Origin of the sequence: Natronorubrum sediminis (assembly GCF_900108095.1) — an archaeon.
Classification (GTDB): Archaea; Halobacteriota; Halobacteria; order Halobacteriales; family Natrialbaceae; genus Natronorubrum; species Natronorubrum sediminis.
On the sequence record NZ_FNWL01000001.1, the window covers coordinates 1,022,876 to 1,049,048 of the forward strand.

Here is a 26,173-nt window from a genome sequence, read left to right on the forward strand (position 1 = left end):
TATCGACGAGAGAAACGAAACCGATCACCCGGGCGCCGAAGTCCCGAAGTCCCGAAGTCCCGAAGTCCCGAAGTCCCGAAGTCCCGAAGTCCCGAACACCGGAGGAACCTCCCACTCGACTACTTTGCAGAAGGTTCCGTTTCGGGTGCCTGCTCGCCGTGGTCCTGCGTGACCTCGAGAAATGCTTCCTCGAGACTGCGGACTTCGCCGGTTTCGGCGCGAGATTTCAGCGTCTCGGGGTCACCCTGTGCGACGAGTTCGCCGCCGTGGAGGACGCCGATTTCGTCGGCCAGCGCGTCGACGACAGGGAGGATGTGCGTCGAGAGGAAGATGGTCATCTTCTGATCCGCAAGGTCGGCGATCGTCTCGCGCATGGTTCGGGCGGCACGGGGATCGAGTCCGCTCGTCGGTTCGTCGAGGAAGGCGACGGCTGGTTCGTGAAGCACGGCCTGGATGACGCCGACTTTCTGACGCATCCCCTTCGAGTAGCCCTCGATGCGCCTATCGGCGTCCTCGAGGAGGTCGAATCGCTCGAGGTGTGCGGCGATGCGCTCGGAGGCGACGTCTGCTGGCAGGTCTCGCAACCCGGCAGCGTACTCGAGTTGTTCGCGACCGGTGAGTTCGTCGTAGATCGGCGGCTCTTCGGGAAGATAGCCGATATGCGGGGTGACCGACTCGCGGTCCGTGATCGGGTGGCCGGCGACGCGGGCCGCTCCCGACGTGGGTTTCGTGAGTGTCGTCAACATCCGCATTGTCGTCGTCTTCCCCGCGCCGTTGGGTCCGAGAAAGCCGTACACCGTTCCCTGCTCGACGGACATCGTCAACTCGGAAACGGCAGTCGTGTCGCCGTACCGTTTCGTGAGCCCGTCGGTTTCGATGGCGGGGGCGTCGGCGGGGGTCATAGTGGCTCTTTCGCGCCAGTCGACGTAAATGTATGACATGTTCGTCCGGCCCGCTGGAGAGAACATCCACATAGTCGAACCCGATGCATGACAAAATCCAAACGATTTACTGGTTGCACAACGCCGAATTGTGTATGGTTCCCGTCGCTACGCGCCGAGTAACAGCGATTCTCGCCCCTCGAGTACGCTGTGGTGATCGCTCGTGATTCGAACCTCCCTCGTCGTCACCAAAACGGAGTTTCGCCGCACGATACGGGCCGTCTCGTCCGAACGGTCGAAACTGCTCATGCTGGCGCTACTCGCCGTTTTCATGTTCGGTTCGATCATCGTCGCCGGCGGCTACTTGCTCCCGAGGCTCGGTGAACAGGTCGCAGACGGTGTCACCTCGAGCGAGGCTGCGATGGCGATCGAACTCGCGACTGGAGGCACCGCCGTCGCCTGGCTCTTTCTGACGTTCATGGCCGCGATTCGTGCGTTTACGGCCGCCGGTTCGGTCGACGAACCCGCCTTCTTGTTGACCTCCTCGTCGCTTCGATCCGTCGTCGTCGGCGTGGTCGGGGCCGAAATCCTGCTCTTCGCCGTCTGGGTGTTCCCGCCGGCGCTCGTTCTCTCGGCTGCGTTCGCGTTCGGGGCCGGGACGATCCTGCCCGTTGCGCTCGCTGTCATCGTTGTACTGTTGGCGCTGCTCACGGCCATCCCCGTCGGATTCGTCCTCGGCATCTGGGTTCGCCACCTGGTCACCGTCTACGAACCCATCGCGCAGTACCGCCTGCTGGTATTCGTCGGGTTCTGGGTGCTCTACTTCGGAGCGATCGCAACGGGGCGATTCAACCTCGTCCTCGATCAGCTCTTCGTCGCCCTCCAGGACAGTCCACTCGGCTGGGCCGGCCACCTGCTCTTGCTCGCCGTGCCAAACGTCGACGCCTCGAGCACCAGCGCCCTCGCCGCAGTCGTCGGCGCGGTGGCTCTCAGCGGCGTCGCCCTCGCCGTGGGCGTCGCCTCCGCGCGTCGCCACTGGTTCGCAGATCCGGCCCGATTCGAGGACACGCCGGAACAGAGACAGAAGGAGAGTCAGTCCTCGAGTCGACTCGAGGCCGTTCTCGCTCGCGCGATTTCGCTGCCGACCCGAACAGTGACGGTCACCGCCGTTCGACGGACGAAGCGAGCGCCGATCCGACTGGCGTACGTCGGCTATCCGCTGTTCGGCGCGCTCGTCTTCGCTCAGGAGATTTTCCAGACCGGAACCGTCCCCGCTCACGTCGCCGTCTTCCTCTCACTGTACGTCGTCTGGGCGGCCGGCGCACTGTTCACGCTCAACCCGCTAGGTGATCTCGGTCGGGGGCTCCCAGCCGTCGTCGCCTCGCCGCTCACCGGGAAACAGGCGATTACGGGACTCGTCGTCGCCGGTTCGCTCGTCGCCGCCCCGCTCGCCCTCCTCGTCTCGCTTTCGCTGGGTCTGATCAGCCCGCTCTCGCTCGAGCAGACGGCGGCGCTGGTCGCGGCGACGACACTCGGTGCTGTCGTCACGCCCGCCCTCGCGACGGGGATCGGCACTGGATTCCCGCGATTTGGGAGCGTGAAGGTGACGAACAGCCGCGAAGCCGTGATGCCGAGCAAGCTGGCGTTCATCGTCTACTCGATCGCGGTCATCCTCCCGACGGTCGCCGCGCTCGTCCTCTACGTCGACGCGCCCGAATTGCTGGCCGAGATACTCGTAGTCGTCTCCGCGTGGACGCCCGGTCCGGAACTCGCGGTCTCCGCTCGAGGGGTCGAAATCGCCGCGTGGACCGTTCTCGTGATCGGACTGATCGCGCCGGTCGTCTCCGCGCTGTTCGCGAGAGAACAGTTCGACTGGTACACGCTCGAGTAACAGAGCAGACTGATTTTATCTGGGAGACGGCTCACTTCGCACTCTCTGCTCACGGTGGGCTGTACTCCCGTTCACACGACTCGAGGGACGCAAAGTGTCCCTCGCAGGCGCAAAAACGTTCAACTGGACTCGATAGCACCGAAAATCGGCCGCTGAGTAAAAGACGTCGAACGAGTAGAGTGTGGACCGATCAGTCCGAACGTCCCCACTCGCTCGAGCGCTTCGGACGGTCGGTGATCGGCTGGACATCGATCGGTTCGTCCGTGGACTCGAGTGCCTCGAGTGCGGCCTGTGCGCTCGCTGGCGTCGAGAAGTAGGTGATTTCCTCCTCGACGGCGACCTCGAGTAAGTTGCGATCCCGCGAGACGATCAGGTCGACCTCACCCTTCTTGACGGCGTCCACGAGGTCGACTTCCTCGCAGAGATCGAAGTGGTCGGTGTACCCCTCGACGAGCGCCTCGCCGGCGTCGGTGTCCGGATCGGGGAACTTGTCCGCGGAGAGGTCGACGATCGCCGTTCCCGATTCGGGGATCGGCTTGCCCGTCGCGTCCTGGGCCTTGTCGTAGGCTTTGCCGAAGGAGTCGGCGCTGCCCATCACTTCACCCGTCGATTTCATCTCCGGACCGAGGCGCGGATCCGAACCCGGCAGGCGGTCGAACGGCAGGACGACCTCCTTGATCGACGTTTGCTCGGGAATCTGCTCGTCGACGTCGAGGTCGGCGATCGATTCGCCGGCCATCACTCTGGCCGCGAGTTTGGCAATCGGGACGCCCGTCGCCTTCGAGATGAACGGCACAGTACGCGAGGAGCGCGGGTTGGCCTCGAGGACGTACACTTCACCGTCTCTGACGGCGAGTTGCACGTTCAACAGGCCGACCGTCTCGAGGGCCTCGGCGATGTCCTCGGTGACTTCGCGGACGCGAGCCAGCGTCTCGTCGTCGAGCGAGCGCGGCGGGATCATACACGCCGAGTCGCCGGAGTGGACGCCAGCGGTCTCGACGTGTTCCATCACGCCACCGATCAGCACGTCCTCGCCGTCCGCGACGGCGTCGACGTCGAGTTCGATGGCGTCAGCGAGGAAGTCGTCCACGAGAATCGGCTTGTCCGGACTCACGCGGACCGCCTCCTCGATGTAGGTCTCGAGTTCCTCGTCGTCGTAGACGACCTCCATCGCGCGCCCGCCGAGCACGTAGGAGGGACGCACGAGAACGGGGTAGCCGATGTCGTGAGCGAGTTCCATCGCTTCCGTCTCGCTGTAGGCGGCCCCGCCTTCGGGCTGGGCGATGCCCAACTCGTCCATGAGCGCGTTGAAGCGGTCGCGGTCCTCCGCTAAGTCCATCGCCTCGACGCTCGTGCCCATGACCTCACAATCGAGTCCGCGGCGGTCGATCTCGTCCTGAAGCGGATCGCCGATGTTGACCGAGGTCTGGCCGCCGAACTGGACCATCACGCCGTCGGCGTCGGCCGCCTCGGCAACGTCGGCGACCTCTTCGGCCGTGATCGGCTCGAAGAACAGCCCGTCGGAGGTGTCGTAGTCCGTCGAGACCGTCTCGGGGTTGTTGTTCACGACGTGGGCGTCGATCCCCTGCTCGCGCAGCGCCTGGACGGCGTGGACCGAACAGTAATCGAACTCGACGCCTTGCCCGATACGGATCGGGCCGCCGCCGACGACGATCACGCTCTCGACGTCGCGCTCGACCTCGAGTTCTCCCGAGGCGGCGTCGCCGACGAGCGGGCCCGACTCGAACTCGGGCTTGCGCGCGGAGTAGTAGTACGGCGTTTCGGCCTCGAACTCGCCGGCGCAGGTGTCGACCTGTTTGTACGTGCGTCCGGGAACCGCCTGTTCGACGGTGTCGACGTCGACGTCGCCGCCTGCAGTCGCGGCGATCGTCGCGTTCGTGTGCCCGGCGATTGCGGCTTCGGTGAAGTCGCCTTCCTGTGCGGCGAGTGTCGAGTCGGCGATGCGCTTGAAGCGCTCGGCGTACCACTCGAAGATGCCCGAGAGGGAAACGACCTCGTCGACGTCGTAACCGCGCTCGAACGCTTCGAACAGCGCGTACGGACGATCCGGCGACGGACGCTCGAGGTAGTGGGACTCGAGTTCGTCGTCGCTCACGTCGGCCCAGTCGACGTCGGGTTCGTACTCGGAGGAGCGAAGAGCCTTGAGCAAACTCTCCTCGAAGGTTCGGCCGATGGCCATCGCCTCGCCGGTCGATTTCATCGCGGTCGTCAGTTCGAAATCGACGTCGTCGAATTTGTCTTTGGGCCAGCGCGGAACCTTCGTGACGACGTAATCGATCGCTGGCTCGAACGCGGCGGTCGTCTCGCCCGTGATCTCGTTGGTGATCTCGTGGAGGCGCTTGCCGAGTGCGACCTTCGCGGTCACGCGAGCGATTGGGTATCCCGTCGCCTTCGAGGCGAGCGCGGAGGAACGAGAGACGCGCGGGTTGACCTCGACGACGCGGTACTCGCCGCCGGGCGTGCCGTCGTCGCGCCAGGCGAACTGGATGTTACAGCCGCCCTGAATCCCGAGTTCACGGATGACGTCGAGCGCGGCCGTGCGCATCTCCTGGTGGCCCTCGTCGGGGACCAGTTGGGAGGGTGTGACGACCGTCGACTCCCCGGTGTGGATGCCCATCGGATCGATGTTCTCCATGTTACAGATGATGATACAGGAGTCGTCGGCGTCGCGCATGACCTCGTACTCGTACTCGACCCAGCCCGCGATGGACTCGGTGATGAGGACCTCGCTGTTGCGCGAAAGACGCAGTCCCTTGCGGACGCGAGCGAGCAGTTCGTCGAACTCGTGGACGACGCCCGATCCGGAGCCACCCAGCGTGTACGTCGTGCGGGCGATCACCGGCAGGCCGCCGACCTCGTCGACGGCGTCCTGGACGCGCTCTTTCAGATCGTCCTCAGTCAGTTCGACGACCGCTTCACCCTCGTCGAGCGAGATGGTCGTCGAAGCCGGCACCGGCTGGCCGATCTTCTCCATGCGCTGGCGGAAGAGGTCTCGGTCCTCCGTCGCGTAGATGGTGTCGAGGGGGGTGCCCATGATCTCGACATCGTACTCCTCGAGGACGCCTTCCTCGGCCAACTCGGCGGTGACGTTGAGGCCGGTCTGGCCGCCGAGGCCGGCGATAACGCCGTCGGGACGCTCCTTCCGGATGATCTCCGAGATGGCGTCGGTGGTAATCGGCTCGATGTAGACCTCGTCTGCCATCTCCGGATCGGTCATGATCGTCGCGGGATTGGAGTTAACGAGGACGACTCGAGCACCTTCCTCCTGCAGTGCTCGGCAGGCCTGTGCGCCAGAGTAGTCGAACTCTGCGGCCTGCCCGATCTGAATCGGGCCGCTCCCGATCAGCAAGATCGTGCGTCCATCCCCGGTGTCGCCCTCGCCCTGCTGGTCCGTGCTCATTTTGCTTGTTGGATCGCAGTTCGTACATCGTAATAAGCCCCACGATACAGTACGAATCTCGAAATGGCTTTTCGAATTTCGAACTCGTGTAGTGAGAATCGGACTCGAGTGGCGAGCGAGCGCCAGAGGGCCGACGTGGACGATCACAGCGGGTTAACGAGGTCGGGGAGTGTCGTGGTACCGTCCAGCAACCAATTTGAGACCCACTCGGTGGACACCTGCTTCGGGACCGACTCACAGCGAGAAGGTCAACTTGCAAGGAGGAGACGTCGGTAAGCGTGTCGTCAGCCGTCTAACGCGTGCAAAACGCGCGCAGAAAAAATAGTCAATTTAGAGTGCGCGGTCGTGTTCGCTCTCGAAATCTCGCTGGCGACGGTACTGCTCGACGAACTCGCTTACGTCGAACTCGAGCATCTGCGATTCGAAATCCGTAACGGCGTCGTCGTCTTCGGCGTGACTGACCGCGTGATCCATGAGTTCGACGACGAGTTCGACGATGATCTCGTGGAGTCGCCGCGAGTCGAAGTCGCTCACCCAGAGCATCGCGTAGCCGACGCCGCCGTCGTCGCTGGCGTCGTAGGTGACGATCTGCTCGGGAAACTCCTCCATGACGACCCCCAGTAGGTGTGGCGTGCCAAACTCCTCGAACTCGTCTGCGGGTTCGATCGTCTCCTGTAAGATGGTGACGAGCGATTCGGGGAAAAAGCGCGAGGGCGGATGCACGTCGGTGACGACCGCGTGCGTCTCGCCACAGCGACACGTGTACTCGCGCATGCCCAGATCGATCTCGTGTGGATCGAGGGTCTCCCCACAGGGTAACTCGAGCGTTCGATCGCCGCCGGAACCCGGGACGCGGGGCGCTGCCATTACCGGTAAGTTGGGCCAGCGAAGCCATAAGCGCGGCGACTCCGCGCGTGAGTTCCGGCCTCGAGACGGCAGACGTTCGAGACGGTGCCCTCAAGACCGTCCCGACGTGAGGTAGTGCAATGACTCAGGCGTTGCTGGCAGGGGTATTGGATCCGTTCGCCGTCATGAACGCGATCGGATTGATCGCGTTCGCGCTCGTCGGGTCGACCAAGGCGATACGCCGGGAGTTCGACCTGTTCGGCGTCGCAGTCGTCGGCCTCGCCACGGCGTTCGCGGGGGGCGTAACCCGAGACATCCTCGTCGGACGAATACCACTGGCGCTCCAGTCGCCGGGTGAAATCGCCCTCGGAACGATCGGCGTGCTCCTGGCAATCGGGTTGCACCTCGTGCTCGAGTCGGCCGACGATCATCCCGTCGCGCTGGTGGCCGACGGTGTCGGACTCGGCGCATTCACGACCGCCGGTGCGATCGTCGCGGTAGACGTCGGCGTCTCGGGCTTCGGTGTCGTCGCCATCGCGACGATCAACGCAGTTGGCGGCGGAGCAGTCGCGGACATTCTGCTCAATCGATCGCCGTTCATCCTGTTCGAGGATTTCTACGCGAGCTGTTCGGTACTCGGCGCTATCGTCTATCTCGGTGCAACAATAGTGGGTCTCACCGCCGGGACCGCGGCGGCCGCCTGCGCTGGGACGACCGTTCTGGTACGGCTAATCGCAGTCGCCTACGGCTGGACGCTTCCGACGGCACAGTCGATTCAACGAGTGAACTGAGTCGGCAGAAACCGAGCCAACTCGAGTCTCAGGGCCAATCGTCGCGGACTTGTTCGGCGTCGTCGTCGCCGGAGTCGGCATCCGAGGCAACGATCCAGTCTGCAGCCTCCGCTGCGTCCTCGACGGCGAGGTACTCCCAGCCGACGTCCTCCGCGAGTTGCTCGTCTTCCTCGCTCGAGGCGATCAAGACGTATCGATCGGTGTCGAACTGGTCTTTGACACCCTCGAGGCTCTCGGCTTTCCCACGCGGGCCCGAGAAGAAGTCCTGTCGGATGCGGTTCTTTCGCGTGAAGTTCGTGACCACGTAGGTCGGCTTCTCGGAGACGACGCCGATGTACTCGGTCCAGCCTCTGGCGTCCTCGAAGACGCTCTCGGGCGACGCGAGTTCTTTCAGCGCCTCGAGTTCGAACGCGAGCGTCATGTCGCTACCGCCGTTCATACCTGCACGGAGACGCGCACGGGGGAAAACGGCTTCGATACGTGCGACTCGTCCCCTCCCGATTTCGACCGGTTCGTGATCGCCTCAGGGTCGGACGACGCGTCGGTACTCGGTGAACACGATGATTTCACCGACCTCGAGGTCGACGTCCGTCGCCGGGATCGATCCGTTCCCTTCCAGTGCTGCATAAATCGTCTCCAGTGTCTCCGTCTCGAGTTGATCGACGTGACGAACGGTCGCGTCGCTGGTCACCGACTCGACTCGCTCGAGGTGAAGCGATTGGTGGAATTGGTCGCTGTGATGGAGTTCACTGGACGCCATGTACACTGTTACCACAGAGCACGGTAGCACTTAACAGTTTCGCCAAATCAACTGTCGCTCACGGTGTCAAGAGAGACGCAAAACCGAGTGCGGTGACAAGAGACGCGTGAGTGAAATCGACTCGAAAGAACCGTTCGGGCAGAATACGAGGTAACTCGAGACGAGCGCCCGTCTCGATCGACGACGGCGACCCCCGTTCGTCAGGATTGCTGTTCGGGGGCGAGATTGTCGAGGTCGACTTGCTTCTCGAGGAGAACGTCTGCCTGATCGGCGACCTCGCGCTGTTCGCGCATGAGTTGTTTGAACGTGCTCTGTGGGGAGAGGTCGCCGATGAGGACGCCGCCGACGATCTTGCCGTCTTTGAACGCGACTCGTCGCCACTCGGTATCGCTGTACTTTGCCTCGGCGTGCTCGTCGCCGAGCGTCGGGTGGCCAAAGGAGAGGAACGGGAAGTCGAAGTGAGTAATCGAGTACGACGAGACCCACTCGAAGGCCTCCGCTTCGTCGGCTGCGGCCATGTTCACGGCAGCGACGCGACCCTGCTCCTTGGCCGACCCCCACGAGCCGTTCTGGGCGTGTTCGCCCAGCAAGACGTCGTGGAATCGGGTGATGTCACCTGCCGCGTAGATGTCGTCGACGTTCGTCCGCATGTACTCGTCGACGACGATCCCGTTGTTCTGCTCGAGACCTGCACCGCGAAGGAACTCGGTGTTGAACGTCAGACCGATCGCGACGCCGGCGAAGTCACACTCGTAGTGCTCCCCGTTCGGGTCAACGGCCCCGACGACCTGCCCGTCGTCGTCCGTTTCGAATCGATCGACACCGCTATCGAAGACGGGTTCGACGCCGACGTCTCGCATGCCCTCGTGCATGATTTCGGCACCCTCCGCGGAGAGCGCGTAGCGCCACCATCGATCGCCGCGCATCAGGTAGTCGGCGTCGATTCCCTGCGCACCGCAGACCGCCGCGAAGTCGATTCCGAGTAGCCCCGCGCCAACGATGACGCCGCGGTCGGATCGTTCGGCGTGTTCTTTGATCCCGCGGGCGTCCTGGAACGTCCAGAAGTGATGAATTCCGTCGGCGTCACTGTTGTCGACGGGCAACTGCGTCGGCGTCCCACCGGTCGCCACCAGCAACTTGTCGTAGCTGATATCGCCGGAATCGTGTGTATGAATAACGTTCGCGTCGGTATCGACGCTCGTTACGTGGGTATCGAGCGAGAGCTCGATATCGCGTTCTTCGTACCATTCTTCCTCGTGAATCGATATCGGCGCTTCTGGGAGCTTGCCTTTCGCGTGCTCTTTGATGAGAATCCGATTGTACAGGGGCTCCCCCTCATCGGTGATGACGGTAATCTTCGCATCCGGGTCTTCTTCCCGGAGGGTCTCGGCAGCCGAACTGCCCGAGATCCCGTCACCGATGATCACGTACTGGGTCATATCACGACGGTTCGTAATGCGGGTTAAAGTGGATTGCTATCTCGTCCATTTTGCCTTACACGGGATAGAAATGGAACAGATGTACACTGTAAGCCGTGTTGAGAAGTACATCGGAAGACAAACACTCAAATTCCATTCCAGCGATAGAGATTGCAACGTTTGTTGTTCCCTAAGACAACCCACAATCGGGCGACGCTATCGACTCCCAGCGCCAATCGAGCAGCAGTATCGTTCGCACTCGTATCGACGTTCGAAGCTAGCATCGCCGTCCGAACCGACCGTCGACGTCCGAACCGTTCTTTAGTCGCCCCTGCCTACGACCGCACATGAAACTCCGGCAGAACGCACGCCACTTCGCTTCCCGGAAAGCCCTCGAGACCCCAGTCGTTCGGTCGGTCGCGAAATCGGGACTCGTCCGTTTACACACCAAGATTTTCCTCGGCAAAGCGGATCCAGATCACGCCGACGAACGGAAAGACCGACTCGACGACCTCTTCGACGCGACGGTCGACACCTACCGCCGTGCGCTACAAGACGGCTACTCGGAAGCCGAGGCCCGTGAAATCACCCACATTCAGGCCAATTTCGATTTCTACAACCACGGCTGGACCGAGATGATGGAATTCCCCGCTGACGAACTCGAGGCACACTACGACCGCTACGGCGAGTTCTTCGAACGGTGGGATATCACCATCGACGACCCCCTCGGGCAGTTCGCCCCCGCCGATGGATTGGCCGACGCTCCGTCGACGCCCGAGCGACTCGAGGACCCAGAGCACCCCCATGCTGAAGGCGGATTCGCCGACGATGTCTACGTCGAGACCGAAGACGGCGACCTCGTCGTCGGCGGCCAATCTGAACCGGACGACGCCGACATGTCGAAGGCTGTCGGTGTCGGCGACGACGACCTCGAGTCGTAATCGACCGCGTCTCACGCTCGAGCCGTCGAGGAACCCTCGTTTTGCACTCGTTCGAACAGCGGCAATCGGACGCGCACGGAACGGTAGCGGGAAGCTAGACCCTTCTCGTCGTGAGGAGTGAGACAGTAACGTACTCGTAACAATATCGTTCGTTGATCGTTCACTGATCGATGAATCGACGCGCGTACTTGACAGCAGTGACGGCAGGGACGATCGGCCTCGCGGGCTGTACAGATGCAAGCTTTCTCGAGAGCGGCGGGGAAGGCGACGATGGCGAGTCGACGAACGGAGACGGCGACGACGGCGACGATCGTAACCTTCCCGATGCCGCCGGCACCGACGACGACTTCGAGGATCTCGATCGATGGGAAGTAAGCGGCGGCACGCTCACGGCCGACGAGGATCGGGCACTCGTCGGTTCACAGAGTGCGCGCCTCGAGATGACCGAAGGAACGGCACGGCTGACGAAGACCTTCTCGGAGGCGCGCGACCTCTCGGCGGTCGTTCCTGGCGTTGCTGGCGCTGCAGGTGAACTCGTCGTCCCGTGGCTTCGGTTGATCGACACCGATCGCAACGCCATCGAGTACCGACGAGGCGTGAGTGCCGACCTCCCGCTCATGCGCTACAACTACGGGATAACCGACATCGAGGACGGGTTCGACGACGAGTCCGTCGAGGAAGTCCACATCCAACTCGGGGCCGGTGAGGGCCAGGAACGAACGGTCTGGTTCGACGACTTCCACTTCACGCCCCGCCCGGAGACGGGGAAGGTGATGATCCAGTTCGACGACGGCCACGAGACCGATTACACGAAAGCCCTCCCGATTCTCGAGGAGTATGGCTACCCTGCGGTGACGTTCGTCAACAAGGACTACATCGACGGTGGCGACGTGGGCGGCGATCCACGGCTGACGACCGACGAACTTCACGAACTTCACGACGCTGGCTGGTGTATCGCGAACCACACCGTGAGCCACCCGAATCTTTCGGAACTCAACGCCGAGGAACAGAAGGCCGAGATCCGCGACTCCAAGGAGTGGCTCGTCGAGGAGGGGTTCGAGGAGGGGGCGCGGTACTTCGCCTACCCGTTCGGCGATTACGACGAGACGACCATCGAACTCGTCGACGAGCACCACGAAATCGGCTTCGCCGGAGGCCAGCCGGTTCAAGGGTTCACGACGAACACGAAACTGGCCTCGCGCATCGGCGAACCCGACGCCGAACGCGTCGAGACGGAACTCGAGCGAACCGCCGAGAGGGGCGGCATCACGTGCATTTTCTATCACCGCCTCGAGGGATCGGATCTCGAGTCCTTCGAAACGCTGGTCGAGACGCTCCACGAGTACGAATCGGCGGGAGAACTCGACGTGATCTTGCCACAGGATCTCGAAGAACAGTTCCTGTTCTAATCGTCGCCCGTCGAGGGGCCGCTCACTCGAGCCACGCCGGCGCGACGTAGTCGGCGGTCGCCTGCGCTTCGGGCCAGATAACCTCCTGAACACCCTCGCCGTCGTCGTTTTCTTGCCACTGGAAGTAGAGGTTCTCGTCTTGTTGGTAGACGAGGTCGTGTGCGTACTCGTGGTCCGGTTCGTGGAACTCGACGAGTCCCGCGCTGCCGGTGAATGCTGCGTCCTCGAGCGTTGAGACCAGTTCGTCGGAGTCGAGGGTGTCGGCTTGCTCGACGGCGTCGGCGAAGAGCATCACCGCATCGTAGGTGTGATAGCCCGTGTAGACCGGATTCGATCCGTCGTAGGCGTCTTGATACTCGCCGACGAAGTGCTGTGTGAGGTCGGTGATCTCACTCGTCGCCGTCGCGCTGGTCTGTCCGACGCCGTACCGACAGGCTTGATCGACCAGGTCGTAGTACGCTGGCAGTTGCATCGGGACGTGGATCCCCCCGAACGCGAACTCTCGCTGGGGAACGGCCCAGTCTAACAACGCATCGTCCCCCGTGTGAGCAGTCGTGATGAACACGGCATCGGCGTCCTGCTCCTCGGCTTCCGTATAAAGTTCGGTGAAATCGTCGGTCGCCGGCGGATACCGCTCTTCCGTCGCGATTTCGACGCCCGTCCCTGCGATCTGCTCCTGATAGACCTCCCACGGGGCCTCTGTCCACTCGTAATCCTCCGCGAAGAGCGCGATCGACTCCCAACCGATCTCCTCGCTCATATCGTCGAGGAAGTCGACCTGCATCCGTCCGAGGTCGGCGTCGTTCGTCGGTCCGACCCGGAAGTGATACTTGTATCGGTCGTACTCCTCGTTGACTAACTGACTCGCGACCGTCGTCGCCGCACCCGAGGTGAGATGGATGATCTCGTGTTCTGCGATATCGTCGAGGATAGCGAGCAACGCCTCGCTGGCGAACATCCCGACCGTTACGTCGACGTCTTCCTCGAGCACCAGACGCTGATACTCGCGACGGGCCTCGAGCGGACTCGACTTCGTGTCGGCGATAGCGATGTCGACGTCGTGCCCGTTGATCCCACCGTTGTTTGCGAGTTCCTCGACGGCGAGTTCGGCAGAGTGGACGATCGATTGGCCGATGTAGTCGTCGGCCGGATCGGGTGCCAACGCCCCGATCGTGATCGTCTCGTCGTCAGTCGTCGATCCAGAAACGGTCTCGAACGAATCCACGCAACCACCGAGTGAAACACCGCCCGCAACGCCAGCCGTTGCCACAACGAACTGTCGTCGATTCGGGCGACGGGTCCGATCATCGCGCGTCGCTGTCTCCGCCTGCCGGCCCCACCGATCGGTATCGACCATACTGACGGTCATTTCTATTGATATAACTTAGTATTTGTGAATGGGTACCAACCATCAGAAAATTGCCATACACAGGCATAACCGTTAGACGGCGTACTGATTGTTCGTGTTTACTATTGATAAGATCGAAAACACGCTCACGACGGTCAAAATCGCGTTCGCAGACGGCCGATGCGACGGACCCGATCAGACGACCAGCACTTACGCGAGCCACGGCGGCGTGACGTACTCGCCCGCCGCATCGTCGGTCGCGTGTTCTTCGGGCCAGATGACCTCTCTCACCGGTTCGCCGTCGTCGGTCGTCTGCCACTGGAAGTACACTGCAGTCGGCGTCTCCGGATTGAAGACGAGGTCGTGGGCGAACTCGTCGTCCGAATCGTGGAACTCGATGTACCCACTTGCCCCCTCGTGTTCGATATCCTCGAGTTCCGAGACGAGTTCCTCGGAGTCGACCGTCCCTGCAGCCTCGACCGCTTCGGCGAAGATTCGGACGGCGTCGTACGTGTTGTACCCCATGTCCTGTGGGTAGGAACCGAATTCGTCGGCGTACTCCTGGACGAACGGTTGTGTCGCGTCCGTAATCTCGCTCGTTTCCGTCGCCGTCGAGTAGCCGATGCCGTACTCGCAAGCACCCCCGATGTCATCGTAGTACGTCGGCAGTTGCATCGGAACGTGGATCCCTCCGAATGCGAACTGTCGCTGGGCGGTCGACCAGTCGAGAACAGCCTCGTTACCGGTATGTGCGGTCGTGACGAAGGCCGCATCAGCACCGGCTTCCTCGATGTCGTCGTAGAGGTCCGTAAAGTCGTTCGTCGCCGGCGGATACCGTTCCTCGTAAACGACGTCGACTTGCGTGTCCGCGAGTTCGTCCTGATAGATGTCCCACGGCTCGTCCGCCCACGGATAGTCCTCGGCCAGCACGGCGATCGACTCCCAGCCGATTTCGTGGGCGTACTCGTCCATGAAGCTGATCTGTGCGTTCCCGAGGTCGCGGTCGTTCGTTGGTCCAACCCGGAAGTGGTACTTGTATCGGTCGTACTCCTCGTTGACTAACTGACTTGCCGCAGTCGTCGCCGCACCTGACGTGAGATGGACCAGTTCCTGATCAGCGATCTCGTCCATGATGTTTTCGAGTGCGTGGCTGTCGAACATCCCGACCGTCACGTCGACGTCTTCCTCGAGGACGAGTTGCTGATACACCCGACTCGCCTCGGTCGGAGAGTCTTTCGTATTGCCGACGACCAGTTCGACGTCTCGCCCGGCGATTCCACCGTCCTCGTTGAGTTCCGTTACTGCAACCTCGGCCGATTGCGCCATCGAGCGGCCGATGAAGTCACTCTCCGGTTCCGGTGCCAGGACTCCAATACGGATCGTCTCGTCGGTATCCTGACTCGAGCCAATAAGTTCATACGACCCGACGCACCCCGCAAGAGAGACGCTCGCTGCAGCACCGCCCGTCGCTTTGAGTACTGTCCGCCGATTCAGCGAATCACGTCCCACTCGAGAATTCGATCCGTCGTTCGCCCCTCTCTCCCATAGATGATCATGCATATGGATCTGGAATTATCCACTAGGTTGCTTAACAGTTATGAAAATTTGATATTCAGTTCAACAGATATTCAGTGGCGGTAACATCCCACGTGAGGTCTCTTCACAATCTTCGGTTCGAATCTGTCTCACTATCGCTACGCAATTGTTCGCCGACAAAGCGACAGTGGAGACTAATATTTGGCCGACAGAACGAACACCGTCGTACAGCACGATCTCGAGTTTCCAGGCGAGGATGACCGTCTCGAGCGTCCATCCGGTTCGAGGGTACCTCGAGAGAAAGCGCATTCGGCGAACGATGTAATTTCAGTACCTATTCCATTTCTGAATTATACTGGTACTTCTCGTAGTTCAGCGCTCGATGGTGTGTACTCATTCACAACCTCCCGACGTTTTTGCAAAATAGACAACGTAAACCAATTATCATTCCCGATAACTGTGGCTGACAATTTATGTAGGGACACTCGTACCCGTACAATATCTATGGACGTCTTTCGACGATTGGTGCCATCCGCGATCCGCCGTCGATACGCGGTCAAGTTCGGGATCGTGTTGTTGGTACTCGGTCTGGGTGTTGGATTGGTTGGATTCGTCGCGACTGCAGGAATCACCGACCAGGTAGAAGATCGGGTCCAGGACGATCACACGTCGTTCGCCGACCAGGAAGCACAGAACCTCCAGATGTGGAACGAGCAAAACGAGCACACCATCGGGGTGATCGCCTGGTCTGACGTCGTCGCGAGCGACGAATCAGATGCGATCGAAGAACGATTCCTCGACTGGGAAGAGCATCTTGATGCGGACACGCACGCGATAAGTTACGTCGATACCGACGACGACGATGTTCTCGCGAGCACCGACCTCGATGCCGAAACGGCAGCAGCCGAGGATATCGAAGGCGTCCCGGAGGAAGCGTACGACATCGCACACGGTGAGGCAGACGAGAGCCACCCGGAAGAAGTGCCGTGGGTGTCGGATCCATACACCGTCGATCGTGACCTCGGAGACGAGGAAGTCGCTGTCATGACGTACGTCCAGTCCGTGCCGAACGAAGACGACCGCGCGATCGTCTACACGGCAGAAGTCGAGGCGCACGCGAACACCCTCGACGACGACAGCGGCGTCACCACGACGGTTCTCGACGGAAACGACGAGCTGATGATGGACAACGCAGACTACGGCGGCGACCACGAGACGCTCGGTGACGAATACGGCGGTGACATTAGCGCAATCGTCGATCCGGCCCGAACCGAGGGCGCCGGCACGCACGAAGTCGATGGCTCCGAACTGAACTTCGATAACAACGCCTACGAGATCGAAGACGACGACTACGTCGTGAGTTCGGCACGCGTGATGGGAACTGACTGGGTCGTCGTCACCCACGAACCCGAAAGCGAGGCCTACGGATTCGTCAACACGGTCAACGACTGGGGATACATCGCTACGCTCGCCGGCGTGCTCATGATCGGACTCATCGGTGCCGTCCTCGGGCGCAACACCGCCGTCTCGATCGACCGACTTACCGGCAAAGCAGGCAAGATGGAAGACGGAAATCTCGACGTCGACCTCGAGACCAAACGCGTCGACAACATCGGCCGACTCTACAACGGCTTCGACTCGATGCGCGTCGCACTTCGAGAGCAGATCGAAGAGGCCGAATCGGCTCGCGAAGAGGCAGAACAAGAACGCAAGCGCGTCGAGCGAATCAACGACCAACTCGAGCGGAAAGCCGACGAGTACAGCGACGTCATGGAAGCCGCCGCTGACGGCGACCTGACCGCCCGCATGGACGCCGAAAGCGACAACGAGGCGATGGAAGAGATCGGCTCCGAGTTCAACCAGATGCTCGAGGAAATCGAGGAAACGGTCGCTGGACTCAACCGGTTCGCGACCGACGTCGCGACCGCTTCCGAGCAAGTGACGGCCTCGAGCGAAGAGGTGCGTTCGGCCTCCCAGCAGGTCACCGAGTCGATTCAGGAGATTTCCGACGGTGCCGAGCGACAGAATCAGTCGCTACAGTCGGTCAACCAGGAGATGAGCGCGCTCTCGACCACGACCGAAGAGATCGCCGCCTCCTCGAACGAGGTCGCAGACATCGCCGAACGGACGGTCAACACCGGACAGGGCGGACAGGAAGCCGCACAGGAGGCGATCGCGGCGATGAACGAAATCGAAACCGAAGCGGGAGACGCCGTCGACGAAATCCGTCGCCTCGAGCAGGAGGTCCAGCAGATCGACGAACTGATCGCGACGATTTCCGAAATCGCGCGCCAGACGAACATGCTGGCGCTCAACGCCAATATCGAGGCATCTCGCTCCGCGAGTGGCAGCGACGACGAAGGGTTCTCCGTGGTCGCGAAGGAAGTCAAGGCACTCTCCGAAGACGTTGCAGAAGCCGCAGACGAAGCGGAGGATCGCCTCGAAGCGATTCGCGAGCGAACCGAACAGTCCGCAGACGAAGTCGAAGGGACGAGCACCAACATCGAAAGCGCCGGCGAACAGGTCGAAGAAGCCGTCGAGGCGCTCGAGCAGATTACCAGCCTCGCCCAGGAGACCAACGTCGGCGTGCAGGAAATCTCCGCGGCGACCGAAGAGCAAGCCGCCTCGACGCAGGAAGTCGTCGCGATGGTCGACGACGCGGCAACCGTCTCCGAGGAGACGACCTCCGAAGCGGAGAACGTCGCTGCTGCCGCCGAAGAGCAGACGACGGCGCTGACTGAAGTGACGGAATCCGCGTCGAGCCTCTCTGGACAGGCCGCCGAACTCTCCGAGGCGCTCGATCGATTCGAGACCGACGCAGCGCGGGCCGACCTCGAGGACACGTTCGACGACTCGGACGACGACGATTCCGAACCGCCGGCGTTCGACGCCGAGGATGACGACGACGGTCAGCCACCGTCGGACGATCACCGTGATGGGCAGAGCATCACGTTCGATTCGTCAGAAACCGTCGCGGATGAGACAGACGAGACGGTGCCGGCCGAGGACCCACAATCCGCTACTGCGGCAGTGTCCGAGCCGGAACAGACGACAGACTCGATGGATCACGCGCCGGCGGAAGTGAGTGAGCCACCGGTCGAACCGGCAGATCCGGAACCGGAGCCTGCGAGCAACGCGCCGACTCGAGACTCCAATACGAGCGGTGACCCGCCGGCTCGAGACGCTGACACGGGCGAGGCGGTCACTGGTGGTGAGACGAACACGAACGCGACGCCAGTCGAACCCGCCTCGAGTCCCGACACGCTCGAGGCTGAGGCCGTCGAACCTGACACGCAGGACGAACGGGTACCGACGAGCGAGACGCAGGATGGATCAGTCGCCGATGCACAAGCGCCGACCGGTGACGGCTCGGAACTCGCTGCCGAGGATATTCTCGGACTCGACGATCACGCGGAATCGGGTTCCACAGGCGACACTGCTGTGGACGAAGCGGTGACGAGCACTGACCCATCGGCTGTGACGCCGCTCGAGGCGGAGGCTGACGACGAAGACGACGACACGCCAGAAGCGGTGCCGTTCGCAGCGGGCGAACCGGAAGAAGACGATGACGAGCAGCTGTCGGGCACAGCGGCGACCGACGCCGACGCGATCGACTTCGGCGGAGGCGACGAAGCCGCTGCCGACGACGGTGAGGCAGCCGCCGAAAACGCGGACGAGGACGGCGAAGACGCCGAAGACGACGTATTCACGTTCGGCGAGACTGACGACACGTAACGTCGGCGCTCGAACCGAGGTGGTTCGAAAGGTCGTCTCGGTCCGCTACCTTTTTGCCTGCACTCTCGGAAGCACTCGGCATGCTCACCGTGCGGGCACCTGCGACGAGTGCGAATCTCGGGAGTGGGTTCGACGTGTTTGGTGTTGCCCTCGAGACGCCCGCCGACGTCGTCCGGGTCGAACGCGCGTCGGAGACGCGAATCACCGTCACTGGTGCTGGCAGCCAGTACATCCCGGAAGATCCGAACAAGAACACCGTCGGAGCGGTCGCTGAGGCCCTCGACGCACCGGCACACATCGAGATCGATAAGGGGATTCGCCCGTCCTCGGGTCTCGGTTCGTCTGCAGCGAGCGCTGCCGGGGCGGCGCTGGCGCTCAACGCACTCTACGACCGTGGGCTCTCACGGACGGAACTCGTGCCGATCGCTGCGGAGGGTGAAGCGCTCGTTTCCGGCGAAGCCCACTCGGACAACGTCGCCCCCTCCTTGCTGGGCGGGTTCACCATCGTCTCTGGCGACCACGTCACGCAAGTCGATACCTCGATTCCCGTCGTCGTCTGCCTGCCTGATCAATCAGTGTCTACACGCGACGCGCGCGGTGTCGTTCCCGACTCGGCTGCACTCGAGGACGTCGTCGAGACCGTTGGAAACGCGGCGACGCTCACCGTCGGGATGACTCAAAACGATCCCGAACTAGTCGGCTGCGGAATGAACGACGCGATCGTGACGCCAAAGCGCAGCGCCTTAATCGACGGCTACGACCGCGTCCACGAAGCGGCCCTCGAGGCCGGTGCGACTGGCGTCACCGTCAGCGGAGCGGGTCCGGGAATCCTCGCCGTCTGTGAGGAACGTGACCAGCGCGAAGTTGCCGGCGCGATGGTCGACGCGTTCGACGCGCTCGGCGTGACCAGTCGAGCCTACCAGACGCGGATCGGCGACGGCGCGCGGCTGTACCAAGACTAGACATCTGCGACCAAGTACGCATACGGGACGATCAACATATTGGAATTACGAGCGTCTATCAGTGCCACGACCGTCTATAGGTATCACGAACATCCGATGGGGACCCTGACAGACGCCATTCTCGCGCTTTTCGTTCTCGCCGTCGCCAGTTTCGCGTTCGTACTCGTCGACGCGTCGCTGTCAGTGTTCCCCGTGTTCGTCGGGGGACTCGGAACGATCGGCTTCGAACTCCTCGCGTATCGCGACCCACAAACGGTTCGCGAATACTGGGAACGACCGGTCGTTCAGGTCGGTAGCGTCGTCCTCGCACTCGGCGGTGTCGCCGTTGGCGCGGTCGTCGCTCCCTCGAGTGTGTTGTCGTTCGTCCTCGGGTCGATAGTGACGTATCTGGGCTTTTGGTGTACGATGGTGCTGTGGCGTCGCTGAGGGTCGATGCGCTCGAGCGTAAGAATCGGCGAGATCGACGAGACAGTACGACTCGGGCAGTTAGCGGCGAAGCGAGGTTAGACGCCTCGGCCTTGCAATTTCTCTTCTTCGGGGAGGTCGACGTTGGCGTCGCCTTTCATGCCCTTGCCGAGGTTCTTCGAAATGTCTGCGAGGGCGTCGGCGTCGTCCCAGTTGTTCACGGCTTCGACGATGGCCTCGCCCATCACGGGCGGGTTCTCGGCGCCGAAGATCCCGCTGCCAACGAAGATGCCGTCGCACTCGTGGTGCATCATGAGCGCGGCGTCGGCGGGCGTCGCGATGCCGCCTGCGGCGAAGTTGACGACGGGGAGACGCCCCATCTCCGCGGTCTCGTGGACTAACTCGGCTGGGGCTTCGATCTCTCGAGCGTAGGCTTCGCGCTCTTCGTGGGTCATGCCCTCGAGTTCGCGGATGGCTCCCTTGATCGTGCGCTGGTGGTGGACAGCCTGATTGACGTCGCCGGTGCCGGCTTCGCCCTTGGTTCGGATCATCGCCGCGCCCTCGTTGATCCGGCGCAGGGCTTCGCCGAGATTGCGTGCGCCACAGACGAACGGTGCCGTAAAGTCGCGTTTGTCGATGTGGTAGGCGTCGTCGGCGGGCGTCAGCACCTCACTCTCGTCGATCATGTCGACGCCGACGGACTCGAGAATCTGGGCTTCTTTCGTGTGGCCGATCCGGGCCTTCCCCATCACTGGAATGGAGACTTCCTCGACGATTTCGGCGACGTCTGCAGGGTCGGCCATCCGGGCAACCCCGCCGCGTTTGCGGATATCTGCGGGGACGGCCTCGAGCGCCATCACGGCTACTGCACCGGCGTCTTCGGCGATTCGAGCCTGTTCGGGGTTGACGACGTCCATGATGACGCCGCCTTTTTGCATCTGTGCGAAGCCGCGCTTGATCAGATCGGTTCCACGTCGCAGTTCCTCGAGGTCGGTTTCGGTCGCAGTCATATACGGCCGTTTGAATCCACTGCACTTACGCATGTCCGTTCGACTCGAGATCAGTTCTCGTGATAACAAGTGACAGTGAGGATACTCGGTCGTAACGAGTTGGATAACCGCTACTGTTTTGCGAGTGACGACCATCACGTCAATTGAACGATGTCCGCGACGAACCAACTGCCACCGCGCGATCCGCTGCCGAGGTATCTCGCCCCCGTGCCGAAACTACTCGAGGATCTCGGCCTCCGGTTCGCGTGGCTCGTCGTCGCGATCAACCTCGTCGGGACGGTCTTTGGCTTCTGGTACTACTCCGGACAGTTCGCGGAGACGGCGACGGTAATGTGGCCCTGGGTTCCCGACAGCCCGATGGCGACGCTGTTGATCGCCCTCGCCATCGCCGCCTGGAAACTCGGCCACGAACTGCCGTGGCTGACCGCGCTCGCGTTCTTCGGAAACGTTATCCTCGGACTCTGGACGCCATACACCTTGCTCGTCTTTTACGACTCGTACGCCTACCTCCATCCCCTGATGTTTCAGTTTCTCTTCTGGAGTCATCTCGCGATGGTCGTTCAGGCGTTCGTCCTCCACCGAATCACCGACTTTCCCGTCTGGGCCGTCGCCGTCGCACTCGCTTGGTACGCGAGCAACCTGATCGTCGACTACTTCATCCCCGTCGTCGGCGAGCCCCACCACACGACGATTCCCGTCGAGCGAGAGGCGGCCATGTTCCTCGAGGCGGACGCCCTCGGCGTCATCGCCGCCGGCGAGGTGACGTTCACCCTGCTCGCACTCTTTCTCGCGCTCGCGACTCGAGTGAAGAAGTGCGAGCGAGCCGAAGTCGGTCGGACCGGCGGTGAAACTCCCGGAACTGACCCCGGAGGCGGGTGAATTCGTCCTCGTCCTCCCGTATAGCCCAGTAACGAACGAGCGACTGTTTCAAGCGACACGCTATCGTAATCGAATCCGCGAAACAGCCACCTCGAGGCGAATGTCTGCTCGAAGGGGGACGCGATTTATACCGACTCGAGGTGTCAGTTCCTGTGGTCTGGGCGTCACGTTCGATGGGACGACGCCAGGAGCAGTGGTGATCTATGCGCACGGAGACAGACACCGACACCGACACCGACACTGTCGACGCTGACTCGGCCCCCAGAAATCCAGTGATTAGCCTCGAGGGCCTTACCAAACGCTACGGCGACGTCACGGCGAACGATCAGGTCACGTTCGAGGTTGGGGCCGGGGAGATATTCGGCTATCTGGGCCCGAACGGAGCGGGGAAGACGACGACCATTCGACTACTGCTCGGACTCCTCTCCCCGACGGCGGGAACGGCGACGGTCCTCGATGCGGATATTCGGGATCGACGGGCACTCACCGACGTGAAGAGGAATATAGGATATCTGCCAGATACGCTCGGCTTCGAGGAGCGACTGACGGGGCGAGAAGTTCTCGACTACTTCGCCCGGATGCGCGGGGACGACCGGCGTGAGGAACTCCTCGAGTTGTTTCGGCCGCCACTCCAGAAGCCGGTCGAAACCTACTCGCACGGAAATCGACGCATGCTCGGCATCGTGCAGGCGTTCATGCACGATCCGGATCTGGTTATCATGGACGAGCCAACATCCGGCTTAGATCCGCTCAAACAGGACCGAATGCACCTGTTTCTCGAGGACGAACGCGACGCCGGGACGACCATCTTCTTCTCCTCACACGTCCTGAGCGAGGTCCAGCGCGTCTGTGACCGCGTCGGTATCATCCGCGATGGCGGGTTAGTGGCACTCGAGGAGATCGACGACTTGCTCCGAAGGGGCGGAAAAGACGTCCGAGTCCAGTTTGTGGAACCGGTGGAGGCGGAGCGCTTTACCACCCCGGAGATGATCGACGTAGAAGCCGTCGACAGGACGGTTCGGTTCACTTACACCGGCGAATCCGGCGCGTTGCTCGAGCATCTCGTCCAATTCGACATCGAAGACGTCGATATCGGCGATCCGCAACTGGACGATATCTTCAAGCACTACTACGGCGCAGGATCCGAGGAAACGGGATGACGGCCATCCTTCGCAACGAGTCGGGACGGCTCGTCCGCGGAACGCTCACCCTGACCGGCTTGCTCGTCGTACTCTCGGCGTTCTTCCTTGTCGTCTTCCCGAGTATCCAGGAGGAGGCCGAACTGTTCGAGGAGATCTATCCGGAGTACGTACTCGAGTTACTGGGTATCGAGGAGTTGCACACGATCGAGGGCTTTCTGGGCGGCTACATCTTTCCGTTCGTCTGGGTCCTCCTCGCCGGCATCTACTTCGCGTACGTTGCCGCGGGAATGATCTCGCGGGACATCCGCACGCGTCGGATGGATCTCACGCTCTCGACGCCGGTCTCTCGTGAGTCGGTCGTCCTCCAGAAAGTCGCCGCACTGTGGGTCCCCCTGGTCGCGTTAAACGGCGGGCTACTGGCCGCTCTCCTTGTCGGAGTGAGGGTGCTCGAGGAATCGCTCGATCCCGTGGCGCTCGTGATGGCGCTCGCGCTCGGTGTTCCGTACCTGTTAGTCTGTGCTGGGATCGGTATCGTGCTCTCCGTGATCTTCGACCGAGTCGAGAGTGCACAAGCCACCGCATTCGGGGTGGTGTTCGTCCTCTGGCTGGTCGACGGCCTGTCCCACATGAACCCGGATTTCGAGTGGGTTGGCGAATTGACTCCGAGTCGATACTACGACCCGACGGCGATTCTCGTCCACGAGGAGTACGCGTTTCTCGACGCCGGGATCTTACTGGCGGCGTTTCTCGTCTTACTCGGCGGTGCTATCGCCATCTTCGTCCGGAGGGATATCTGAGATGCAACTCGACAATCACGCGCTCGGCCCACAGGAGGTCTCCCCATGACTGCCATCCTCCGCGTCGAGTCCAGAAAGCGGGTTCGGAGTTCGCTCGTCCTCGTCGCCGTCTTCGCCGTGCTGTCGGCGTTTTACTTCTCGATGTTTCCCGGCATTCAAGCGGAGATGGACGTGCTCGAGGAGGCGTTCCCGGGGTTCATGTTCGACATGTTCGGAATCGAAGAACTCCACACGATCGAGGGGTTCATCGCCGCCGAGATTTACTCCTTTTTCTGGTCGCTCCTCGTCGCCATCTACTTCGCGTACGTCGGCGCTGGCTTGATCGTGAGTGACGTTCGAGCCCGGAAGATGGACCTCACGCTCTCGAATCCGATCTCCCGAGAGTCGGTCGTCCTCCAGAAGGTTGCCGCCTTATGGGTGCCCTTGGTCGCGTTGAACGTCGGAGTCCCGGCCATCGTCTTCCTCGGCGCGCTGCTCATCGGCGAGACGTTCGACCCTGTCGCGCTCGCGATGGTACACCTGCTCTCGGTGCCGTACCTGCTGGTCTGTGCCGGGATCGGACTCGTGTTGTCGGTGCTCCTCGACCACGTGCGGACCGCCAGAGCGGCGTCGCTGGGCCTGGTCTTCGTCCTGTGGCTCGTCGACGGTATCTCGAGGGTGGATCCAGACTATGAGTGGATCGGCGACGTCACACCCAGTCGGTACTACGACGAGACGGCGATACTCGTCCACGAGGAGTACGCGTTTCTCGACGCCGGGATCTTACTGGCGGCGTTTCTCGCCCTGCTCGCCGTCGCCATCGTCGTCTTTACGCGCCGAGACATCTGATCTGACCGCCGTTTCGCCGTCGGTCCGACACTCAACTGGTGACGAACGCAGGGACAGGCTATATTGACGTAAACAGAGTACTGTCCACACATGACACCGAACCGACGGGACGTGCTCGAGTTCGCGGCGGCGACGGCAACGGCGACAGTCGCAACCGCCGGAACCACAGGGTCCCTCACGGTCGCCACACAGGAGGGTAGCGAGGAGCCACCCGCGTACACCGAGTGGCTCACGCTCGAGGACGGCGCACTCGAGTTCGCATACCTGGATTGGGCGACGATCGACGACTACGTCGGTGACGAACTCGCGGAGGCAGAGCCGGACGACGAGGTCCCAGCGGAGTACGAAGCCGACCCGATGATCGCACCCGTCTCGGAGGGAGCGCTCTCGACGTACTTTTTCGTCGGACTCGATCTCGGCCAGTACCGACTCGGCGGGATTCTCGACGACGACGACGCGTTCGACTCGAGCGTTTCGGACCTGGTGCAAACCCCCGAGACGTTCGTCGTGATCGGCTCGATCGAACCCGCGGAAATCGACGAGCGTCTCACCGCCGACCCGGAGGCCGAATTCATCAGACAACTCGAGCGGACGGACGAGATCGGTGGCTACGACGTGTACACACCGGTCGAGGGGAGTGAGGAGGCTGCGATCGCGGTCGGTAGCGACGCGTTCGTAGTCACCGACGCTGGTGACCCGCTGGCCGCACTCGAGACGACCATCGACGCGTCGGAGGGAGACGTCGAGCGAGCGACGGACGAATCCGAGACATTCGAGTGGACCGCCGCGAGCGCCGGTGGCGGTGACGCCGTCGTCGGTCAGGTCGGAGGGGGTGTCCAGGCGGACGAAAACGGCGCATTCGTCGACTTTTCGTTCGAGGGACTCGAGGACGCCGAGAGCATCGTTTCGTCGCTCACCGTCGAGGACGAAGGGACGTCCACCGGTACCTTTGCAGCGGTTATCGACGACCCGGACGAAGCGACGCTCGAGGAAACACTCGGCACTACCGGAGCGAACCGATCCGTCGATATCGACGGCGATCGAGTAACGGCGACGGCGACGTGGGAAGAAGAAGGCGTAGCGGTCGATTGAGTTCGGTCTCGCCCCGTCTCTAACTAACGTGGTCCCAATCGACACTGTAACTAATGTGGTCCCAATCGACGCTGTAACCAG

The 26,173-nt window shown here is 62.0% G+C and carries 21 protein-coding genes; 12 read left to right on the top strand and 9 right to left on the bottom strand.

Features of this window, described 5'->3' with window-relative positions:
* Positions 1-119: 119 nt before the first annotated feature.
* On the bottom strand, positions 120-902 hold the full coding sequence (locus tag BLW62_RS05055) for an ABC transporter ATP-binding protein (RefSeq protein WP_175459683.1): 783 nt from the start codon (positions 900-902) through the stop codon (positions 120-122).
* 202 nt (positions 903-1,104) lie between these two features.
* Here BLW62_RS05055 and BLW62_RS05060 point away from each other — a divergent pair, with 202 nt between their 5' ends.
* Positions 1,105-2,772, top strand: a complete 1,668-nt coding sequence (locus BLW62_RS05060; protein ID WP_090505754.1) for a hypothetical protein — start codon at positions 1,105-1,107, stop codon at positions 2,770-2,772.
* 190 nt (positions 2,773-2,962) lie between these two features.
* Here BLW62_RS05060 and carB read toward each other — a convergent pair whose 3' ends face one another.
* Positions 2,963-6,193, bottom strand: coding sequence for a carbamoyl-phosphate synthase large subunit (carB, locus tag BLW62_RS05065; RefSeq protein ID WP_090505756.1), 3,231 nt, complete (start codon positions 6,191-6,193; stop codon positions 2,963-2,965).
* A gap of 330 nt (positions 6,194-6,523) precedes the next feature.
* The gene (locus BLW62_RS05070) at positions 6,524-7,060 is read right to left on the bottom strand and encodes a DUF5815 family protein (RefSeq protein WP_090505758.1); all 537 of its coding nucleotides are present in this window, start codon (positions 7,058-7,060) and stop codon (positions 6,524-6,526) included.
* Positions 7,061-7,179: 119 nt separating this feature from the next.
* Here BLW62_RS05070 and BLW62_RS05075 point away from each other — a divergent pair, with 119 nt between their 5' ends.
* Positions 7,180-7,830: a trimeric intracellular cation channel family protein gene (locus tag BLW62_RS05075; RefSeq protein ID WP_090505760.1), complete on the top strand. Its 651-nt coding sequence runs from the start codon at positions 7,180-7,182 to the stop codon at positions 7,828-7,830.
* Positions 7,831-7,858: 28 nt separating this feature from the next.
* On the opposite strand, the gene BLW62_RS05080 is transcribed toward BLW62_RS05075, so the two are convergent.
* The 3 genes from BLW62_RS05080 to BLW62_RS05090 form a co-directional block, all read right to left on the bottom strand.
* Positions 7,859-8,269 (bottom strand): DUF7124 domain-containing protein, encoded by a 411-nt coding sequence (locus tag BLW62_RS05080; RefSeq protein ID WP_090505761.1) that lies wholly within the window; start codon positions 8,267-8,269, stop codon positions 7,859-7,861.
* 84 nt (positions 8,270-8,353) lie between these two features.
* Complete coding sequence (locus BLW62_RS05085; RefSeq protein WP_394328155.1) at positions 8,354-8,596, bottom strand: hypothetical protein; 243 nt, start codon at positions 8,594-8,596, stop codon at positions 8,354-8,356.
* Positions 8,597-8,790: 194 nt separating this feature from the next.
* Complete coding sequence (locus tag BLW62_RS05090; protein WP_090505765.1) at positions 8,791-10,029, bottom strand: NAD(P)/FAD-dependent oxidoreductase; 1,239 nt, start codon at positions 10,027-10,029, stop codon at positions 8,791-8,793.
* A 326-nt stretch (positions 10,030-10,355) separates the two neighbouring features.
* Here BLW62_RS05090 and BLW62_RS05095 point away from each other — a divergent pair, with 326 nt between their 5' ends.
* Positions 10,356-10,949, top strand: coding sequence for a DUF6149 family protein (locus BLW62_RS05095; protein WP_090505767.1), 594 nt, complete (start codon positions 10,356-10,358; stop codon positions 10,947-10,949).
* Positions 10,950-11,119: 170 nt separating this feature from the next.
* A complete protein-coding gene (locus tag BLW62_RS05100) occupies positions 11,120-12,358 on the top strand; it encodes a polysaccharide deacetylase family protein (protein WP_090505769.1) in 1,239 nt (412 codons plus the stop codon).
* A 22-nt stretch (positions 12,359-12,380) separates the two neighbouring features.
* Here the strand turns inward: BLW62_RS05100 and BLW62_RS05105 are convergent, their stop codons facing one another.
* Together BLW62_RS05105 and BLW62_RS05110 are read right to left on the bottom strand one after the other, a co-directional pair.
* On the bottom strand, positions 12,381-13,715 hold the full coding sequence (locus tag BLW62_RS05105) for an ABC transporter substrate-binding protein (protein ID WP_090505771.1): 1,335 nt from the start codon (positions 13,713-13,715) through the stop codon (positions 12,381-12,383).
* Positions 13,716-13,916: 201 nt separating this feature from the next.
* Positions 13,917-15,266 carry an ABC transporter substrate-binding protein gene (locus tag BLW62_RS05110; protein ID WP_090505772.1) on the bottom strand — a complete coding sequence of 450 codons (1,350 nt, stop codon included), beginning with the start codon at positions 15,264-15,266 and terminating at the stop codon, positions 13,917-13,919.
* Positions 15,267-15,746: 480 nt separating this feature from the next.
* Between BLW62_RS05110 and BLW62_RS05115 the strand changes: the two genes are divergently transcribed.
* The 3 genes from BLW62_RS05115 (at position 15,747) to BLW62_RS05125 (ending at position 20,365) form a co-directional block, all read left to right on the top strand.
* Positions 15,747-18,977: a methyl-accepting chemotaxis protein gene (locus BLW62_RS05115; RefSeq protein ID WP_090505774.1), complete on the top strand. Its 3,231-nt coding sequence runs from the start codon at positions 15,747-15,749 to the stop codon at positions 18,975-18,977.
* An 80-nt stretch (positions 18,978-19,057) separates the two neighbouring features.
* Positions 19,058-19,939 carry a homoserine kinase gene (locus BLW62_RS05120; protein WP_090505776.1) on the top strand — a complete coding sequence of 294 codons (882 nt, stop codon included), beginning with the start codon at positions 19,058-19,060 and terminating at the stop codon, positions 19,937-19,939.
* 96 nt (positions 19,940-20,035) lie between these two features.
* Complete coding sequence (locus BLW62_RS05125; protein ID WP_090505778.1) at positions 20,036-20,365, top strand: hypothetical protein; 330 nt, start codon at positions 20,036-20,038, stop codon at positions 20,363-20,365.
* Positions 20,366-20,442: 77 nt separating this feature from the next.
* On the opposite strand, the gene pdxS is transcribed toward BLW62_RS05125, so the two are convergent.
* Entirely contained in the window at positions 20,443-21,354 is a 912-nt protein-coding gene (pdxS, locus tag BLW62_RS05130; RefSeq protein ID WP_090506426.1) for a pyridoxal 5'-phosphate synthase lyase subunit PdxS, read from the bottom strand.
* Between the two features lie 150 nt (positions 21,355-21,504).
* Here pdxS and BLW62_RS05135 point away from each other — a divergent pair, with 150 nt between their 5' ends.
* From BLW62_RS05135 to BLW62_RS05155, 5 genes are all read left to right on the top strand, one after another.
* Positions 21,505-22,233, top strand: a complete 729-nt coding sequence (locus BLW62_RS05135) for a DUF1405 domain-containing protein (protein WP_090505780.1) — start codon at positions 21,505-21,507, stop codon at positions 22,231-22,233.
* Positions 22,234-22,436: 203 nt separating this feature from the next.
* Positions 22,437-23,393, top strand: a complete 957-nt coding sequence (locus BLW62_RS05140) for an ABC transporter ATP-binding protein (protein ID WP_090505782.1) — start codon at positions 22,437-22,439, stop codon at positions 23,391-23,393.
* On the top strand, positions 23,390-24,172 hold the full coding sequence (locus BLW62_RS05145; protein WP_090505784.1) for an ABC transporter permease subunit: 783 nt from the start codon (positions 23,390-23,392) through the stop codon (positions 24,170-24,172). The genes BLW62_RS05140 and BLW62_RS05145 overlap by 4 nt, the downstream gene beginning before the upstream one ends.
* A 45-nt stretch (positions 24,173-24,217) precedes the next feature.
* Positions 24,218-25,000, top strand: a complete 783-nt coding sequence (locus tag BLW62_RS05150) for an ABC transporter permease (protein WP_090505785.1) — start codon at positions 24,218-24,220, stop codon at positions 24,998-25,000.
* Between the two features lie 90 nt (positions 25,001-25,090).
* Positions 25,091-26,092: a hypothetical protein gene (locus BLW62_RS05155; protein ID WP_090505787.1), complete on the top strand. Its 1,002-nt coding sequence runs from the start codon at positions 25,091-25,093 to the stop codon at positions 26,090-26,092.
* Positions 26,093-26,173: the final 81 nt, after the last annotated feature.